Below are 17,250 nucleotides of genomic sequence, written 5' to 3'. Positions count from 1 at the left end.
GCCAGGGGCGTCAACGGCCCCTGGCGCCCTTCCCGGTGCGACCACGCGGGGCCCGGACGCCCGCACGCCCCGCACCGCGCAGGTCAGCCCCGGCCGCGCGAGGACACCTCGTCGCCGACCCGGGAGAGGATCGCGGCCGCCTGGTCGAGCCCCGCCTCCCGGCAGCGGGTGATCGCGGCGCGGAGCCGTGCCAGGGCGGCGTCCGGCCGGCCGAGGCCGTTCGCCTCGACCAGCGCGGCGACCCGGACGGCCTCGGCGCGCGGCGCCTCGCCCTGCGCCCCGCCCTCCTCGTGGGCGGCGATCGCCCGCTCCAGCTCGGCGAGCGCCTCGGGGAAGCGCTCGGCGCCGGCGTAGGCCCGGCCGCGCTGGTAGTGCGTGGCGCCGGTCTGGTACCAGCGGGCGACGTCCTCGTCGTCCCCGGACAGTGCCGCCAGGACCTCGTCCGCCCTGCGCAGGTGCCCCAGGGCGTCCTCCAGGCCGTCGGCGCCCTTGGCCGACACGGCGTACGCGGCGAAGTCCCGCATCATCTCCGCGACCGCGTGCGGGTTCGGCCCCTTGGCGTGCGAGGCGACGGCGCGGTCGTACGCGGAGCGCGCCGCGTCCTCACGGCCGGCCGCGAGCAGGGCGACGGCGGCCTCCGAGGCGACGAGCGTGTGCGTGAACTGCTCCTCCCACGGCTCGACGGCGTCGGCCAGCAGCAGGAACTGCTCGGCGCTCGCGCGGTGCTCCTCCAGCTCCCGCAGTCCCCGCGCCAGCAGGAGCCGGGCCTGGGCCAGGGCACGTTCGTCCATGCCGGCCGCGGCCTCGTCCGCGACCAGCGACTCCAGCACGGCGACGGCGTCCGCCTGGCGGTCGGCGCGGGCGAGCACGTCCGCCAGCTCCACCCGCAACTCGGCGGCGCCCGCCGCGTCGCCCTCGCGGTCCAGCCGTGACGCGCCGTCGGACAGGTGGCGCACGGCCGCGCCCTGGTCGCCCGCGTGGTCGGCGGCGTGGCCGAGCAGCGCGTGGGTGCGCGCCACCGGGAACGCTGTGTCGCCATGCGCGGCGGCCGAGGCGAGCGCGCCGTGGAACTGCTCCATGGCCTCCTCGGGGCGGTGCTGCTGCAGCAGCACCTGGCCGAGCAGCCCTCGCGGGCGCGTGCCGCGCCAGGGTGTCCCGGCCGCCTCCACGACCCGCAGCACGCTCCGCAGTTCCCGCTCGGCCCGCTCCGGATCACCGGAGCGCGCCGCGAGATCCGCCGCGTACACCCGGGTGTTGACCGTGCGCTCCGGGGCGCCGAGCCGTTCCGACTCGGCCACGGCCTCGGCCACGGCGGCCTCGAAGCGCTCGCGCAGCTCCGCCGGGACGTCGGGAAGCGCGGCCATCGCCTCGGTGTGCGCGAGGAACGCGCGGCACTGCAGCACGACGAAGTAGGCGCGCCGGACCCCGGCGGTGGCCGTGTCCTCGTCCGCCAGCGCGCGGGCCTCGGCCAGGACGGTGTCCAGCTCCGCCCGGCCCGCGTCGGCCTCCGGGCCGGGCTCCACGCCCACCGAGGCCAGCCGCGCTCGGGCGGTCAGCACGCGCTCGGGCATGCCGGCCAGGGCGAACAGTTCGCGTGCCTCGGCGAGGGCGGCCTTGACCGCCGCCTTGTCCTCGTCCTCCATCGCCGCGAAGGCGCGGTGCTCGGCCAGTTCGCCCCGCAGCCGCTCCTCCGGCCCCAGCCGGGGATCGTGGACATGGCCGTCGGCTCCGACGCGCTCGGCGATCCGGCGCCACAGCTCCTCGTCGCCGGGTCGGCCCGCGTCGGCCAACTCACGTGCCTTCTGGACCAGTTCCACGAAGTCCTCGGGCACCTCCCGTGCGGAGGCGGCCACTGGCGGGGCCGTCACCGCCGGCTCGCCCTCCGGCGACGGCACGGCCGCGGTGCGCAGCCCGAGCGCCAGCGGCTCGGCGAGCGGCGGCCGTCGGGCGAGCCGCGCCCGGCGGCGCTCGCCGACGGCGCCGGTGCCGTTGCGCCGGTCGAACGCCCCGGCCAGGGCGTCGCCCTGCTCGCTCACGTGGTCCAGCAGTTCCCGCGCCGTCCAGGTGCGTCCCACCGGCCCGGCGACGGGAGTCGTGTCGTACCCCTCGTCGACCAGGCGCCGGGTGAGGACCTGGACACCGGTGAGGAAGCCGAGCAGCGAGAGCGGGGCTCCGGCGGTGTCGAACAGGGCGCGGTTCTCGGCGAGGATCTCCAGCGCCCGGCCCTCGTTGCCGGACAGCGCGCAGAACTCCACGTGCAGACCGGTCTCCTCGGCCATGCCGACGCGGCCCCGGGCGTGCCGGTAGCCGGTCAGGTGGTACGAGCGGGCCTCGTCGGTGCGGCCGAGGCGCAGCAGCGGCAGCAGGGCGTGGGCCTGGGTGACCCAGGGCTCCTCCTCGCAGCTCTGGACGCCGCCGAGGACCGGTTCCCAGGTGCGCAGGGCCCTTTCGTCGTCGCCCGCGTCGACGTGGTGCAGCCCCTGGTGCCGGGTCTCGCAGGCCAGGCAGTCGCTGAGCCGCTCCCGGGGCCGCGTGACCCACAGGTCCCAGGCCGTCTCGCGGTCCGCGCCGGTGTGGGCGGCGATCCGGTGCCGCATCGCCGCCACCGGCTGCAGGCCCTCACCGGCGGCGCGGTAGCGGTCGCGCATCCGGCCGACCCACCCGTCGACCGTGGCCAGCGGGACGTCCGGCACCTGGAGCAGCGAGGTCGTCACCCACTTGTGGCGCCACAGCACCTGGCGGGCCTCCCACTCGCTGAAGGAGCCGGGCACCTCCTCCCACAGCGTGAGGATCCGGGCGAAGACGACCGGGGACTTGCGGTGCTCGGCGGCGTACTCGTACGCCGACATCAGTTCGAGCAGCGCCGTCACCAGGACGTCCTTCTCCTCGAACTGCTCGGCCGCCTCGACCAGTTCCTCGGCGGTCACGGTGCGGGGCGTTCCGTAGGGGCGCTCGTTGTTCTCGCGGAGCGCCTCGAACACGGCCTCGGGGGTGTCCAGCATCAGTGCTCCTTGGCGTCCGGCCCGGACGCGGGGGCGTCCTGGTCGTGCATGGCGTGGGTGAGCAGGCCGATGAACGCCCGGTTGAGCAGCGCGCTCTCGGAGGACTTCAGCGGCCGCCGGGTGAGCAGCAGCGCCTGCCCGTACAGGGCCTCGGCGGTGGTGAGGGCGAGCCCCCGCTCGGTGACGGTGGCGGCCCTGCGCACCAGCGGGTTGAGGTGGTTGAGGACGAGCTGGGCCCGCGGGGCCTCCGTGCGCAGCGAGCCGAGGATGTCCGCCCACAGGCCGTCGCTGCTCTGCGCGAGACCGGCCCGGGTGCGCTCGTGGCGGGCCTCGCGGTCGTCCAGGAGCAGCGCCGGCGCCGTGACCGGCTGGAAGGCCCGCAGGACGACGTCGCAGTCGTACTGGCCGACGACCTCGCGGGCGACCGCGAGGAAGGCGGCGGCGGCGAGTTCGGCCGCCGAGTCGACGGGGTCGAGGTGCGCCGTCACAGTGGCCGGGTCCAGGTCGGTGACCGTGGTCCCCGGACGGATCTCGGGCAGCCGGTGCACCAGGTCCCGGTCGTAGGTGTAGCCGCCGTTGACGACGCCGAGGCCCGCGGCCGCCGCGATCGGCGCGACCTGCCGGAACTCGTCGACACTGCGGGTGACCAGCACCGTGGGGTGGGCGCGGGCGAACTCCTCCAGCGTGACGTTGCCGTCCGTCGTCTCGAAGGGCAGCCACGGCAGCAGCATCCGCAGCAGCGCGTCGTCGTAGCGGGCCAGCGCCTTGACGGCGAGGTGGTGGCTGTCGATGAAGCGCCGCAGCAGTACCGGGTCGCTGGCGGCGAGCCCGGTCAGCCAGTCCCGGATGCGGGCGCCGAGGGCGTCGCGGACGGCGGCCAGCGTCTCGTCCTCGTACAGCGCCTCGCGTGAGGCGGTCGGGCGCAGGCTGGTGACATCCACGACGCAGCGGACGAAGAAGGCCCATTCCGGCAGGAGTTCGGCGGCCCGGTCCGAGAGCAGCATGCCCTTGAGGTGCACCCGGTGCCCGGCCCGCTCCGACGGGTTGACGGCGGTCGGCAGCACATAGGCCACGCCCCGCAGCCCGGCGACGGGCAGGTCGAGGTCGATGGTGTCGAGCGGTGTGAAGCCGAACGTGGCGCGGCAGTGCTCGGCGAGCGCCTCGGCGCGGGCCAGCGGGGAGCCGTGGCGCCGCTCCCACGGCGGCGTCTCGTTGACCGCGGTGCTCTCGCCGCGCGGGTCGACGACGGTGACCTCGTGCCGCAGCAGGCTGCCGTAGTGCCGGGCCAGCGAGGCCACCCGCTCGGGCTCCGTCCACTCGCGGGCGTCGGCGCGCGGGGTCAGCGTCACGCGGGTGCCCGGCTCGGGCAGCGCGTCGGCGGGGAGGGTGCGGATCGTGTAGCTGCCGTCGGAGCGTCCGCGCCATTCAACGGCCGGGGCGCCGGGCGCGGTCGCCGGACGGCTGACGACCGTGATCTCGTCGGCGACCACGAAGCAGGCCAGCAGACCGATGCCGAACTGGCCGATGAAGTCGCCGCGGGCGGCCTCGATCTCCCCGTCGGCGGCGCGCTTGGAGCTGCGCCCGATCGTCGCGAGGAAGGTGTGGACGTCGGCCTCGCTCAGCCCGACTCCGGTGTCGGTGACGCTGAGCGTGTCACCGGTCCGCACGGTGATCCTGGCCGGTGCGCCCGGCTGGACCGCCTGCCGGGCGGTGATCGCGTCGACGGCGTTCTGCAGCAGCTCGCGCAGGTAGACGCGGGGGCTGGAGTAGAGGTGGTGGGAGAGCAGGTCGACCAGGCCGCGCAGGTCGACCTGGAACGTGTGCGCTGACGGGGACTGGGACACCGAAGGGCCTTCCGGGCGGTGCGCGGACGGGGAACGGGGCGTGTGGCGGTCAGGGACGTCCGGCGCGGAACCGCATGGTGCGGTAGGGCGACACCGGGACGCTGCCGTCGAGGTACTGCCACGGGAACTCCGTGACGAGCCCGCCGGTGGCGGTGAAGGCGGCCGCGGCCGCCTTCTTCTCGCCGGCCAGGACGAAGGCCAGGGCGAAGGTGTTGAGGGTGCCGAGCCGGCTGACCGGCTCCCCGTACGCGGCGTGGCGGTACGAGCGGTCGGCGGCCTCGTGGAGCTCCGCGACGACATGGGCCGTCCGCATGTAGGGGCTGTCGGTGGCGCCGCGATCGAGGTCGAGCCAGTGCTCCAGGTGCGCGACCGCGACCAGCACGCCGAGCGCGCTGCCCTCGGGGGCGTTCAGGACGGACGCGCGCGCGAACGCGTGCATCTCGTCGTGGGAGCCGCCCCACTTCGCGCAGACCTGCTGCAGTTGCTGCTGGTGCGCGCCCAGGTGCTCCGGGACCCGCCGGGCGGCGGCCTCGAAGCGCAGGCGGGAGATGTCCTGGCCCATCTGCAGCCCCCGGGCGGACATCTGCAGGAAGTACCAGGGGGACGCCCAGCCGGGCTCGAGCTCGGCGGCTCGGTAGAGCAGGTCCTCGGCGACCTCGAGGCGCTCGTGGAAGATCTGGAACTGCTCACGCGAGACGTGCTTCGCCCGCAGTCCGGTCCTCGCCTCCCAGGCCCAGGCGACCTGGCGGGCACCGGCCACGAGCAGCGCCAGACCCGACTCGGGTTCGTCCGCGACGGCCTTGGGCATCCACTGCTCGTAGCCCGCGACCTCGGTGGCGTTGGCGATCAGCCAGCCGCGCTCCCCGTCGTCGGAGACCGCCGACAGCTCGTCCCGCATCGCCGGCCAGTCGGCCGCCTCGGCCGCCGCCAGCAGTCGTGCGAGGCGCGGGTTCCCCATCGCGGGGCTCATCCGTGCCACGGGACGCGGTGCCCACCGCCTCAGCGAGAGCCCCGATCCGCCTCTCGTACCGCCGTCCGCCGTCCCGCCCGCGGGACCACGTCGGACCGCCACCATGAAGACCCCCTCCTGGCCTGGCCGTTTCCCCCCATGGGCCATGATCCGCGGCCCGGAGCATGATTATCACGGCCACCTTGCGGGGGAGTAGCCGGTTTCCCGGCCAGGAGGGGCGGGACGGGTCAGATGTCGCGGAACGTCTCGATCTGGGCCCCGATGGAGTTGAGCCGCTCGGCCAGCTCCTCGTAACCGCGGTTGATGACGTACACGTTCCGCAGCACCGAGGTGCCCTCGGCGGCGAGCATCGCCAGCAGCGTCACGACGGCGGGCCGCAGGGCCGGCGGGCACATCATCTCGGCGGTGCGCCAGCGGGTCGGGCCCTCGACCAGCACCCGGTGCGGGTCCAGCAGCTTGACGTTGGCGCCGAGCCGGGTCAGCTCGGTGAGGTAGATGGCGCGGTTGTCGTAGACCCAGTCGTGGATGAGGGTCGAGCCCTGTGCCGTGGCGGCGATCGCCGCGAAGAAGGGCACGTTGTCGATGTTGAGGCCCGGGAAGGGCATGGGGTGGATCTTGTCGATGGGGGAGCGCAGCTTGGAGGGGCGCACGGTGAGGTCGATCAGCCGGGTGCGGCCGTTGTCGGCGGGGTACTCGGCCGAGCGCTCGTGGTCCAGGCCCATCTCCTCCAGGACCGCCAGCTCGATCTCCAGGAACTCCACCGGCACCCGGCGGATGGTCAGCTCGGACTCGGTGACCACGGCCGCGGCCAGCAGGCTCATGGCCTCCACCGGGTCCTCCGAGGGCGCGTAGTCCACGTCCCGGTCGATCTCGGCGACGCCGTGCACGGTCAGCGTGGTGGTGCCGATGCCGTCCACCCGAACCCCCAGCTCCTCCAGGAAGAAGCACAGGTCCTGGACCATGTAGTTGGAGCTGGCGTTGCGGATGACGGTCACCCCTTCGTGCCGGGCGGCCGCCAGGAGGGCGTTCTCGGTCACGGTGTCGCCGCGCTCGGTCAGCACGATGGGCCGCCGCGGGGCCACGGAGGGGGCGACCCGGGCGTGGTACATCCCGCTGGTGGCGGTCACGTCCAGCCCGAAGTGCCGCAGCGCGGTCATGTGCGGCTGGACGGTACGGGTGCCGAGGTCGCAGCCGCCCGCGTACGGGATGCGGAAGCGGTCGGTCCGGTGCATCAGCGGGCCGAGGAACATGATCACGCTGCGGGTGCGCCGGGCGGCGTCGGTGTCCATGGCGTCCAGCTCCAGCCGCGCGGGCGGGACGATCTCCAGGTCGTTGCCGTCGTTGATCCAGCGGGTGCGCACGCCGATGCTGTTCAGCACCTCCAGGATGCGGTAGACCTCCTCGATCCGCGCGACGCGGCGCAGGGTGGTCCGCCCGGAGTTCAGCAGCGTGGCGCACAGCAGCGCCACGCACGCGTTCTTGCTGGTCTTGACGTCGATGGCGCCGGACAGCCGGCGCCCGCCGACGACGCGCAGGTGCATGGGGCCCGCGTAGCCGAGGGAGACGATCTCGCTGTCGAGCGCTTCACCGATTCGGGCGATCATCTCAAGGCTGATGTTCTGGTTCCCGCGTTCAATACGGTTCACCGCGCTTTGGCTGGTTCCGAGCGCCTCCGCAAGTTGCGACTGGGTCCAGCCCCGGTGCTGTCGGGCGTCACGGATGAGCTTGCCGATGCGTGCGAGGTAGTCGTCTCCCATAGGGAGAGCGTATCTCACATATGAGATGTCAACCTGAGCTCCAGGTCCAGGAGGAACCGCTTGCGCTCCAGACCGCCTCCGTATCCGGTGAGACCGCCGGAGGCGCCGACCACCCGGTGGCAGGGCACGATGATGCCGACCGGGTTCCGTCCGTTGGCGAGCCCGACGGCGCGCGACGCGCCGGGGCTGCCGAGCTTGTCCGCCAGCTGACCGTACGTCATCACCGTGCCGTACGGGATGGCCCGCAGACCCGCCCAGACGCGCTGCTGGAAGGGGGTGCCGCGCAGGTCCAGCGGCAGGTCGAAGGCGGTCAACCCGCCCTCGAAGTACGCCCCCAGCTGTTCGGCGGCGGGCGCGAACGGGGACTCGTCCGGGGCGCGGCGCGCGCCGAAGGACTCCTCCGGCGGCCGGTGGCGCTGCGCGGTCATGTAGAGACCGGACAGGACACCGCCGGTCGCGACCAGGGTCAGCGGCCCGACCGGGCTGTCGATGAGGGCGTGTGTGCGAAGGGACATGAACATTCCTCAGGCTCGGTCGGAGGGCAGGACGTTGACGGGGTGCTCGCCGGTGGCCCACAGGTGCTGGACGGCGTACGCGCGCCACGGCCGCCAGGCGGCGGCGCGCCGGACGAAGGCCGCGGGGGTCGTCGGGAGGCCCAGTTTTTCCGCGGCCGCACGTACACCCAAATCGGTGGCGGGGAAGGCGTCCGGGTCGCCGAGCGCCCGCATCGCGACCACCTCGACCGACCACGGGCCGAAGCCCGGGAGCGCCTCGAGCTGCCGCCGCGCCTTCTCCCAGTCGCTGCCGACGTCCAGGTCGAGGCTCCCTTCGGTGAGCGCGGCGACCAGGGCGGTCAGCGTGCCCCGCCGGGTGCGCGGCATCGCCAGCGACTCCGGGTCCAGGCCCGTGAGCGCCCAGGGGGAGGGGAACAGGTGGGTCAGCCCGCCTCCGGGGTCGGCGACGGGCTCGCCGTGCGCCCTCACCAGCCGGCCGGCCAGCGTGCGCGCCGCCGCGGTCGACACCTGTTGCCCGAGCACCACGCGGACCGCGAACTCGGGCCCGTCCACCGTGCGCGGCACCCGGCGCCCGGGGTTCGCGTCCACGTACGGGGTGAGCAACGGGTCCTGCCGGAGCAGCCCGTCGACGGCGACCGGGTCGGCGTCCAGGTCGAGCAGCCACCGGCAGCGGCTGATCGCGTGCGACAGGTCCCGCCAGTCGGTGAGGGAGAGCCGGCAGGCGACGTGGTCGGGCTCGGGCCGCAGGGCCACGATGCCGTGGCCGTGGGGCAGCCGCAGCGTGCGCCGGTAGGCGCCCTCCCGCCACTCCTCCACACCCGGCACGCCGGTCGCGGCCAGGTGCCCGAAGAGGTTGCCGGGGCACAGCGGCGCCCGGAAGGGCAGTCGCAGCGTGAGCGAGCCCGACACGTCGGCGGCGGGGACGGAGTGCCGCGACCGGGCCGCCCGTGTCCGCAGCTCGCTCGGGGTGAGCGCGAAGACCTCGCGCACGGTGTCGTTGAAGGTGCGGATGCTGCTGAACCCGGCGGCGAAGGCGACGTCGGCCATCGGCAGCGCCGAGGTCTCGATCAGCAGCCGGGCCGTCTGCGCCCGCTGCGCCCGGGCGAGGGCGAGCGGCCCGGCGCCGAGCTCGGCCCGCAGCTGCCGCTCGACCTGCCGGGTGCTGTAGCCGAGACGCGCCGCGAGCCCGGGCACGCCGTCCCGGTCGACGACCCCGTCGGCGATCAGGCGCATGGCTCGGGCCACCAGGTCCGCCCGCTCGTTCCACCGCGGGGAACCGGGGGCGGCGTCGGGGCGGCAGCGCTTGCAGGCGCGGAAGCCGGCCTGCTGGGCGGCGGCCGCACTCGGGTGGAAGCTCATGTTCTCCGGCTTCGGCGGCACCGCGGGGCAGCCGGGCCGGCAGTAGATGCGGGTGGTCAGCACCGCGGTGAAGAACCACCCGTCGAAACGGGAGTCCTTCGACTGCACGGCGCGCACACAGCGCTCGAAGTCCTCATGCACATCCCCAGCATCCGCGGCGGGCGCGGGCCGGGGCTAGCGAGAATCCGACACGGACGTGCGGGCGGGCGGCCCGGGACGTAGGTGTCGGAAATCCGCCGGACCCGCCCCCCGGCCGGTGATGGACTGCGGTCCGTGATCAGCGAACTCAAGGCCAAGGCCGAACTCTTCCGCTCCCTCCATGTCCCCGGGCGCCCGCTGCTGCTGGCCAACGCCTGGGACGCGGCGAGCGCCCGCGTCGCCGAGCGCGCCGGGGCGGCCGCCGTCGCCACCACCAGTTCCGGGGTCTCCTGGACCCTGGGCACCGCGGACGGCGACCACGTCGACCGCGGCCTCGCGCTGGATCAGACCGCACGGGTCGCCGCGGCCGTCTCCGTGCCCGTCAGCGCCGACATCGAGGGCGGCTACGCGGCCGACCCCGAGGGGGTCGCGCGGACGGTGCGGGCGGTGCTGGCCGCGGGCGCGGTCGGCATCAACATCGAGGACTCCCACGACGGCGGCCCGGCCGCCCTGCGCGCCGTGGACGACCAGGCCGCCCGCATCGCGGCCGCCCGCCGCGCCGCCGACGAGGAGGGGGTGCCGCTGTTCGTCCACGCCCGCACCGACACCTTCCTGCGGGGCGCGGGCGACCTGGGGGAGACCCTGGAGCGTGCCGCCGGCTACCTCGCGGCGGGCGCCGACGGCATCTTCGTGCCCGGCGTGAGCGACCCGGCCGTCGTGGCCGCCCTGGCCGAGGGCATCGGCGCCCCCGTGGGCATCCTGGCCGGCCCCGGAGCGCCGCCGGTGTCCGTCCTGGCCTCCGCGGGCGCGGCGCGCGTCAGCCTCGGCAGCGCGGTCGCCGAGGCCGCCTACGCGCTGGTCGACCGGGCCGCGCGCGAACTGCTCGCCACCGGCACCTATGCGGCCGTCGCGGGCGGCATCCCCTGGGGCGAGCTCAATGCCCTGATGCTCCCGGAAGGGTGACGGCAAAGCCTCACCCGGGGTGGGTGCCGTCCGGCCTTCGTGGACAGCGCCCTCGGCGCGCGGCGGGGAGGAGCGGGAGGGGCACCCCAGGGCGCCCGGGCACGGCGGAAGGAGCGTGACGCCGCACACAGACGGCCCGGCGCATGACCCGGCAGCGGTGATGTATTAGAGTTATCTCGACATCGAGATATCTGCCAAGGCGCACCGCTGCCGCCAGAGGTAAGGCTCTCCTTAGTTAGCCTTACCTTAGCGGATCGGCCAGGGGTCGAAGCGGCAGCATTGCGGTGGTACGCGCAAAGTTACGAAGGAGACTGTCGTGTCGGCGAACAGCTTCGACGCCCGCAGCACCCTGCAGGTGGGCGACGAGTCGTACGAGATCTTCCGGCTGGACAAGGTCGAGGGCTCCGCGCGCCTCCCTTACAGCCTGAAGGTGCTGCTGGAGAACCTGCTCCGCACCGAGGACGGCGCGAACATCACCGCCGACCACATCCGCGCGCTCGGCGGCTGGGATTCCCAGGCCCAGCCGAGCCAGGAGATCCAGTTCACGCCGGCCCGCGTGATCATGCAGGACTTCACCGGTGTGCCGTGCGTGGTCGACCTCGCCACCATGCGCGAGGCCGTCAAGGAGCTGGGCGGCGACCCGTCCCGCATCAACCCGCTGGCCCCGGCCGAGCTGGTCATCGACCACTCGGTGATCGCCGACAAGTTCGGCACCCCGGACTCCTTCGCGCAGAACGTGGAGCTGGAGTACGGCCGCAACAAGGAGCGCTACCAGTTCCTGCGCTGGGGCCAGACCGCGTTCGACGAGTTCAAGGTCGTCCCGCCGGGCACCGGCATCGTCCACCAGGTCAACATCGAGCACCTGGCCCGCACCGTCATGGTCCGAGGCGGCCAGGCGTACCCCGACACCCTCGTCGGCACCGACTCGCACACCACCATGGTCAACGGCCTCGGTGTGCTGGGCTGGGGCGTCGGCGGCATCGAGGCCGAGGCCGCCATGCTCGGCCAGCCCGTCTCCATGCTGATCCCGCGCGTCGTCGGCTTCAAGCTGACCGGCGAGCTGCCCACCGGCACCACCGCCACCGACCTCGTGCTGACCATCACCGAGATGCTGCGCAAGCACGGTGTCGTCGGCAAGTTCGTCGAGTTCTACGGCGAGGGCGTCACCGCCACCTCGCTCGCCAACCGCGCCACGATCGGCAACATGTCGCCGGAGTTCGGCTCCACCGCGGCGATCTTCCCGATCGATGCGGAGACCATTAACTACCTGAAGCTGACCGGCCGTTCGGAGCAGCAGCTCGCGCTCGTCGAGGCGTACGCCAAGGAGCAGGGCCTGTGGCTGGACCCGGCCGCCGAGCCGGACTTCTCCGAGAAGCTGGAGCTCGACCTCTCCACGGTCGTACCCTCCATCGCCGGCCCGAAGCGTCCGCAGGACCGCATCATCCTCGCCAACGCGGCCGAGCAGTTCAAGAGCGACGTCCGCAACTACGTGGACACCGCCGACGAGTCGGGCCAGGAGTCCTTCCCGGCCTCCGACTCCCCGGCCGCCAGCAACGGTGTGCCGACCCGCCCGACCCTGGTCACCGCCCCCGACGGCTCGACCTACGAGATCGACCACGGCGCCGTCACCGTCGCCGCGATCACCTCCTGCACCAACACCTCGAACCCGTACGTCATGGTCGCCGCCGCCCTGGTGGCCAAGAAGGCGGTCGAGAAGGGCCTGACCCGCAAGCCGTGGGTGAAGACCACCCTGGCCCCGGGCTCCAAGGTCGTCATGGACTACTACGACCGGGCCGGCCTCACCCCGTATCTGGACAAGATGGGCTTCAACCTGGTCGGGTACGGCTGCACCACCTGCATCGGCAACTCCGGCCCGCTGCCGGACGAGGTCTCCAAGGCCGTCAACGAGCACGACCTCGCGGTCACCTCGGTGCTGTCGGGCAACCGCAACTTCGAGGGCCGGATCAACCCGGACGTCAAGATGAACTACCTGGCGTCCCCGCCTCTGGTCGTCGCGTACGCCATCGCCGGCTCCATGAAGGTGGACGTCACCAAGGACGCCATCGGCACCGACACCGACGGCAAGCCGGTCTTCCTGCAGGACATCTGGCCCTCCGAGCAGGAGGTCAACGAGGTCGTCGCCTCCGCGATCGGCCAGGACATGTTCAGCACCTCCTACCAGGACGTCTTCGCCGGCGACGCCCAGTGGCAGTCGCTGCCGATCCCGACCGGCAACACCTTCGAGTGGGACCCGCAGTCGACCTACGTCCGCAAGCCCCCGTACTTCGAGGGCATGGCCATGGAGCCGGCCCCGGTCACCGACATCGCCGGTGCCCGAGTGCTGGCGAAGCTGGGCGACTCGGTCACCACCGACCACATCTCCCCGGCCGGTGCGATCAAGGCCGACACCCCGGCCGGCACGTACCTCACCGAGCACGGTGTGGAGCGCCGCGACTTCAACTCCTACGGCTCCCGCCGCGGCAACCACGAGGTCATGATCCGCGGCACGTTCGCCAACATCCGCCTGCGCAACCAGATCGCGCCGGGCACCGAGGGCGGCTACACCCGCGACTTCACGCAGGAGGGCGGCCCGGTCGCCTTCATCTACGACGCGTCGCAGAACTACCAGGCCGCCGGCACCCCGCTGGTCGTCCTGGCGGGCAAGGAGTACGGCTCCGGCTCCTCCCGCGACTGGGCCGCCAAGGGCACCGCGCTGCTGGGCGTCAAGGCCGTCATCGCCGAGTCGTACGAGCGCATCCACCGCTCCAACCTGATCGGCATGGGCGTGCTGCCCCTGCAGTTCCCCGAGGGCGCCACGGCGGCCTCGCTGGGCCTGACCGGTGAGGAGACCTTCGCGTTCTCCGGCATCACCGAGCTCAACGACGGCACCACCCCGCGCACCGTCAAGGTGACGACCGACACCGGCGTCGAGTTCGACGCCGTGGTCCGCATCGACACCCCCGGTGAGGCGGACTACTACCGCAACGGCGGCATCATGCAGTACGTCCTGCGCTCCCTGATCCGCAAGTAAGGATCACCGCGTCCGGACCCGTCGAACGGGCCCGCATCCCCGCCGGGGGTGCGGGCCCGTCCGCGTTACCGGCAGGTCTCAACTAGGGAAAGCTGTCTGTCAAAAGCGCGCATGACCTTGCCCACCTCGCGGGAAGTGGACTATACCTGTCGGCGTCCAGGAGGCCCGCTGAACGCGGGCTTGCGCGGGGGGAACAACGGGTGCGTGGCCCGTGCACAGATTCAACTCCGCACCGCATGGGTCCTGGAGAAGGTGAGGACTTGAGCATGAGATCCGACGTCAACCGGCGTGATCTGATCAAGCGAGCCGCAGCGGTGGGCCTGTTGGCCGCTCCCGCCGCGGGTCTGCTGAGTGCCTGTGCGTCCAGCGGCAGCGGCAACGACAAGGGCACCGAGAAGGGCGAGAAGTCCAAGGAGAACCCCTTCGGCGCGGCCAACGACGCCCCTCTGGACGTCGTGATCTTCAAGGGCGGCTACGGGGACGCGTACGCCATCGAGTTCGAGAAGATCTACAAGAAGAAGTTCGCCGGGTCGAAGGTCAGCCACCTGGGCACCCAGGAGATCACCGGCAAGCTCCAGCCCCGCTTCAACGCCGGCAACCCGCCGGACGTCGTCGACGACTCCGGCGCCCAGCAGATCAAGCTGGACGTGCTCTACAAGAGCGGCCAGCTCACCGACCTCACGCCGCTGCTCGACGCGCCCTACATCGACGACCCGAGCAAGAAGATCAGGGACGTCCTGCAGCCCGGCACCATCGAGACGGGCAGCTTCGACGACGGCAAGATGTACCAGCTCTCCTACATCTACACCGTCTGGGGCCTGTGGTACTCCGGCAAGCTCTTCAAGGAGAAGGGCTGGACCGCGCCGAAGACCTGGGCCGACTTCATGTCGCTGTGCGAGGAGATCAAGAAGTCCGGCATCGCGCCCTTCTGCCACCAGGGCAAGTACCCGTACTACATCAACATCGTGGTCATGGACCTCATCGCCAAGCACGGCGGTCCCGACCTGGTGAAGCGCATCGACGACATGGACGCGACCGTCTGGGACGAGCCCGCCGCCAAGGCGGCCGTCGAGGCCGTCTACCAGATCGCCGACAAGGGCTACCTGCTCCCCGGCACCAACGGCATGACCCACATCGAGTCCCAGACCGCCTGGAACGAGGGCAAGGCCGCCTTCATCCCCTGCGGTTCGTGGCTGGAGAACGAGCAGCTGAAGGCCACCCCCTCGGACTTCGAGATGACCTTCCTGCCGATCCCCTCGCTGGACGGCGACAAGCTGCCCTTCGAGGCGATCCGGGCCGGCGCCGGTGAGCCCTTCATCGTCCCGAAGAAGGCCAAGAACCAGGCGGGCGGCCTGGAGTTCCTGCGGATCATGCTCACCAAGGAAGCCTCGAGCAAGTTCGCCCAGACGGCCAACTCGCTGACCGTGCTCAAGGACGGCGTCGGTTCCGACGTCCAGCTGCGCCCGGGCACCGCGTCCACCGTCACCGCGCTCACCGCGGCCGGGAGCAACGTCTTCAACTACAACTACATCAACACGCAGAGTGCCTTCGACACCGACGTGCAGAACGCCAGCGCCGAGCTGATGGCCAAGCGCATCAAGCCCGCCGACTGGCTCAAGCGGGTCAAGGCGGCGGCCGAGAAGGCCAAGAAGGGCTCTTAGTTCGCCCGGCCCTTGCGCACCGGGGCCCCGGTGCCCCCTGATGGTCCGGGGGGCGTTCGGGGCCCCGGTGCGACGGTCTACCCGATGGCAGGAGCAGCGCCATGCGTTACCGCAAGTACCCGTTCATCGCGGGATTCCTCGTCATTCCGGTCGTGCTCTACGTCGTCTTCGTGATCTGGCCGTACCTCCAGACGTTCGGGTATTCCCTGACGGACTGGTCCGGGCAGTCCCAGGAGATGCACTTCGTCGGCCTGGAGAATTACACCAAGCTCTTCGGGGACCACGTCTTCCTGCAGGCGCTCCGGCACAATGTGCTGCTGCTGGTCTTCCTGCCGGTGATCACGATCCTGCTGGCGCTCTTCTTCGCCTTCATGCTCAACGTGGGTGGCCGCGGCGGTACCACGGGCGTGCGCGGAGTGCGCGGATCCGCCCTCTACAAGGTGGTCTTCTTCTTTCCCCAGGTGCTTTCCGTCGCCATTCTCGTCGTGCTGTTCCAGGCGGTCTACCGCAGTGACGGAAGCGGCCTCCTGAACGGCATCCTCATCAAACTGCACCTGCAGGACCCAAGTGCCCCGGTCGAATGGCTGAACAGCCCCGACCTGGTGATGTGGTGCCTGCTCGGCGTGCAGATCTGGGCCGGTGTCGGTTTCTACCTGGTGCTGTTCTCGGCGGCCATGCAGTCCGTTCCGAAGGACATCTACGAGGCCGCGCTGCTGGACGGCGCCGGCCGCCTGCAGACCTTCTTCAAGGTGACGCTCCCGCTGCTGTGGGACAGCGTGCAGACGGCCTGGGTGTACCTCGCCATCGCCGCGATGGACTTCTTCGTGCTGGCCTCGGTCCTCACTCCGGGATCGAGTTTCGGCGGCGGCCCGGACTACCACGGTGAGGTCATGGCGACCTACCTGATGCGCAACTTCCTCACCTTCGGAAAGAGCGGCTACGCCTGTGCCATGGGCGTCGTCATCCTCTTCCTCACCCTGATCCTTTCCGCCATCGCGCTGCGGGTCTCCCGCCGCGATCGCATCGAGTACTGAGCGGGGAGCGCATCCCATGGCCACTCCCATCAAGCAGCCCACTCCGGTACCGGTCTTCAAGGGGCAGCCCACCACGATCGGCAGCAAGAAGACCGACCGGGAACGTTTCGCCGACGGCGGCACGACGCTCAACGTCTTCTCGCACGGCTTCCTGGTCCTGTGGGGCGTGATGATCCTCCTGCCGCTGGCATGGATCGTCCTCGGCTCCTTCAAGAACAACACGGAGATCGGCGCGAGCGCCTGGTCCTGGCCCTCGCACTGGTCCTTCGACGCATTCTCCCGGGCCTGGGAGAAGGGCATCGGCGAGTTCTTCGTGAACACGGTGATCGTGCTGGTGTTCTCGGTCCCGCTGACCATGCTGCTGGGGTCGATGACCGCGTACGTGCTGGCGCGCTACGAATTCCCCGGCAACCGGATCATCTTCTACCTGTTCGTCGGCGGCGCGATGTTCCCGGTGTACCTCGCCCTCGTGCCGTTGTTCTTCATGGTCAGCAACCTGGGCATGCTCAACACCTACCAGGGCCTGATCCTGGTCTACGTCGCCTACTCGCTGCCCTTCACCGTCTTCTTCATGCACTCCTTCTTCAGGACCCTGCCCACGGCGGTCCACGAAGCGGCGATGATCGACGGCTGTTCGCACACCCGCGCCTTCTTCCAGGTGATGCTGCCGATGGCGAAGCCGGGCCTGATCAGCGTGGGAATCTTCAACGTGCTGGGCCAGTGGAACCAGTACATCCTGCCGATGACCCTCATGCAGCAGCAGTCCAGCAGCGACCCGGACCGCTCGATGCTGGCCCAGGGCCTGGTGAACCTGGCGCAGCAGCAGGGGTACTCCGGCGACTACCCGGCGCTCTTCGCGGGCATGACCATCGCGATGCTGCCGGTGCTCGTGGTCTACCTCTCCTTCCAGCGGCAGGTGCAGGCGGGTCTGACGGCCGGCACCCTGAAGTAACCGGAAGGTCACTCCACGTGGCCG

General features: G+C 71.7%; 11 protein-coding genes. 5 read left to right on the top strand and 6 right to left on the bottom strand.

Features of this window, described 5'->3' with window-relative positions:
- Nucleotides 1–83: 83 nt before the first annotated feature.
- The 6 genes from B085_RS0134875 to B085_RS0134850 form a co-directional block, all read right to left on the bottom strand.
- Nucleotides 84–3,002, bottom strand: a complete 2,919-nt coding sequence (locus tag B085_RS0134875; RefSeq protein ID WP_018563242.1) for a hypothetical protein — start codon at nucleotides 3,000–3,002, stop codon at nucleotides 84–86.
- On the bottom strand, nucleotides 3,002–4,846 hold the full coding sequence (locus tag B085_RS0134870; protein WP_018563241.1) for an HSP90 family protein: 1,845 nt from the start codon (nucleotides 4,844–4,846) through the stop codon (nucleotides 3,002–3,004). Before B085_RS0134870 ends, B085_RS0134875 begins: the two co-directional genes overlap by 1 nt.
- 49 nt (nucleotides 4,847–4,895) lie before the next feature.
- Nucleotides 4,896–5,804, bottom strand: coding sequence for a hypothetical protein (locus B085_RS0134865; RefSeq protein ID WP_018563240.1), 909 nt, complete (start codon nucleotides 5,802–5,804; stop codon nucleotides 4,896–4,898).
- A 239-nt stretch (nucleotides 5,805–6,043) separates the two neighbouring features.
- A complete protein-coding gene (locus tag B085_RS0134860) occupies nucleotides 6,044–7,573 on the bottom strand; it encodes a helix-turn-helix domain-containing protein (RefSeq protein ID WP_018563239.1) in 1,530 nt (509 codons plus the stop codon).
- Between the two features lie 14 nt (nucleotides 7,574–7,587).
- Nucleotides 7,588–8,094 (bottom strand): methylated-DNA--[protein]-cysteine S-methyltransferase, encoded by a 507-nt coding sequence (locus B085_RS0134855; protein ID WP_018563238.1) that lies wholly within the window; start codon nucleotides 8,092–8,094, stop codon nucleotides 7,588–7,590.
- A 3-nt stretch (nucleotides 8,095–8,097) separates the two neighbouring features.
- Nucleotides 8,098–9,588, bottom strand: a complete 1,491-nt coding sequence (locus B085_RS0134850; protein WP_018563237.1) for an AlkA N-terminal domain-containing protein — start codon at nucleotides 9,586–9,588, stop codon at nucleotides 8,098–8,100.
- 132 nt (nucleotides 9,589–9,720) lie between these two features.
- Between B085_RS0134850 and B085_RS0134845 the strand changes: the two genes are divergently transcribed.
- From B085_RS0134845 to B085_RS0134825, 5 genes are all read left to right on the top strand, one after another.
- Nucleotides 9,721–10,548 carry an isocitrate lyase/PEP mutase family protein gene (locus B085_RS0134845; RefSeq protein WP_018563236.1) on the top strand — a complete coding sequence of 276 codons (828 nt, stop codon included), beginning with the start codon at nucleotides 9,721–9,723 and terminating at the stop codon, nucleotides 10,546–10,548.
- A gap of 316 nt (nucleotides 10,549–10,864) precedes the next feature.
- Nucleotides 10,865–13,579 carry an aconitate hydratase AcnA gene (gene acnA, locus B085_RS0134840; RefSeq protein WP_018563235.1) on the top strand — a complete coding sequence of 905 codons (2,715 nt, stop codon included), beginning with the start codon at nucleotides 10,865–10,867 and terminating at the stop codon, nucleotides 13,577–13,579.
- Nucleotides 13,580–13,845: 266 nt separating this feature from the next.
- Nucleotides 13,846–15,240: an N-acetylglucosamine/diacetylchitobiose ABC transporter substrate-binding protein gene (ngcE, locus tag B085_RS0134835; RefSeq protein WP_018563234.1), complete on the top strand. Its 1,395-nt coding sequence runs from the start codon at nucleotides 13,846–13,848 to the stop codon at nucleotides 15,238–15,240.
- A 101-nt stretch (nucleotides 15,241–15,341) separates the two neighbouring features.
- Nucleotides 15,342–16,274: a carbohydrate ABC transporter permease gene (locus B085_RS0134830; RefSeq protein ID WP_018563233.1), complete on the top strand. Its 933-nt coding sequence runs from the start codon at nucleotides 15,342–15,344 to the stop codon at nucleotides 16,272–16,274.
- A gap of 16 nt (nucleotides 16,275–16,290) precedes the next feature.
- The gene (locus tag B085_RS0134825; protein WP_018563232.1) at nucleotides 16,291–17,226 is read left to right on the top strand and encodes a carbohydrate ABC transporter permease; all 936 of its coding nucleotides are present in this window, start codon (nucleotides 16,291–16,293) and stop codon (nucleotides 17,224–17,226) included.
- Nucleotides 17,227–17,250: the final 24 nt, after the last annotated feature.

It is taken from the genome of Streptomyces sp. BoleA5 (assembly GCF_000373665.1).
Lineage (GTDB): Bacteria > Actinomycetota > Actinomycetes > Streptomycetales > Streptomycetaceae > Actinacidiphila.
This window is presented reverse-complemented; position numbering and strand designations above follow the sequence as displayed.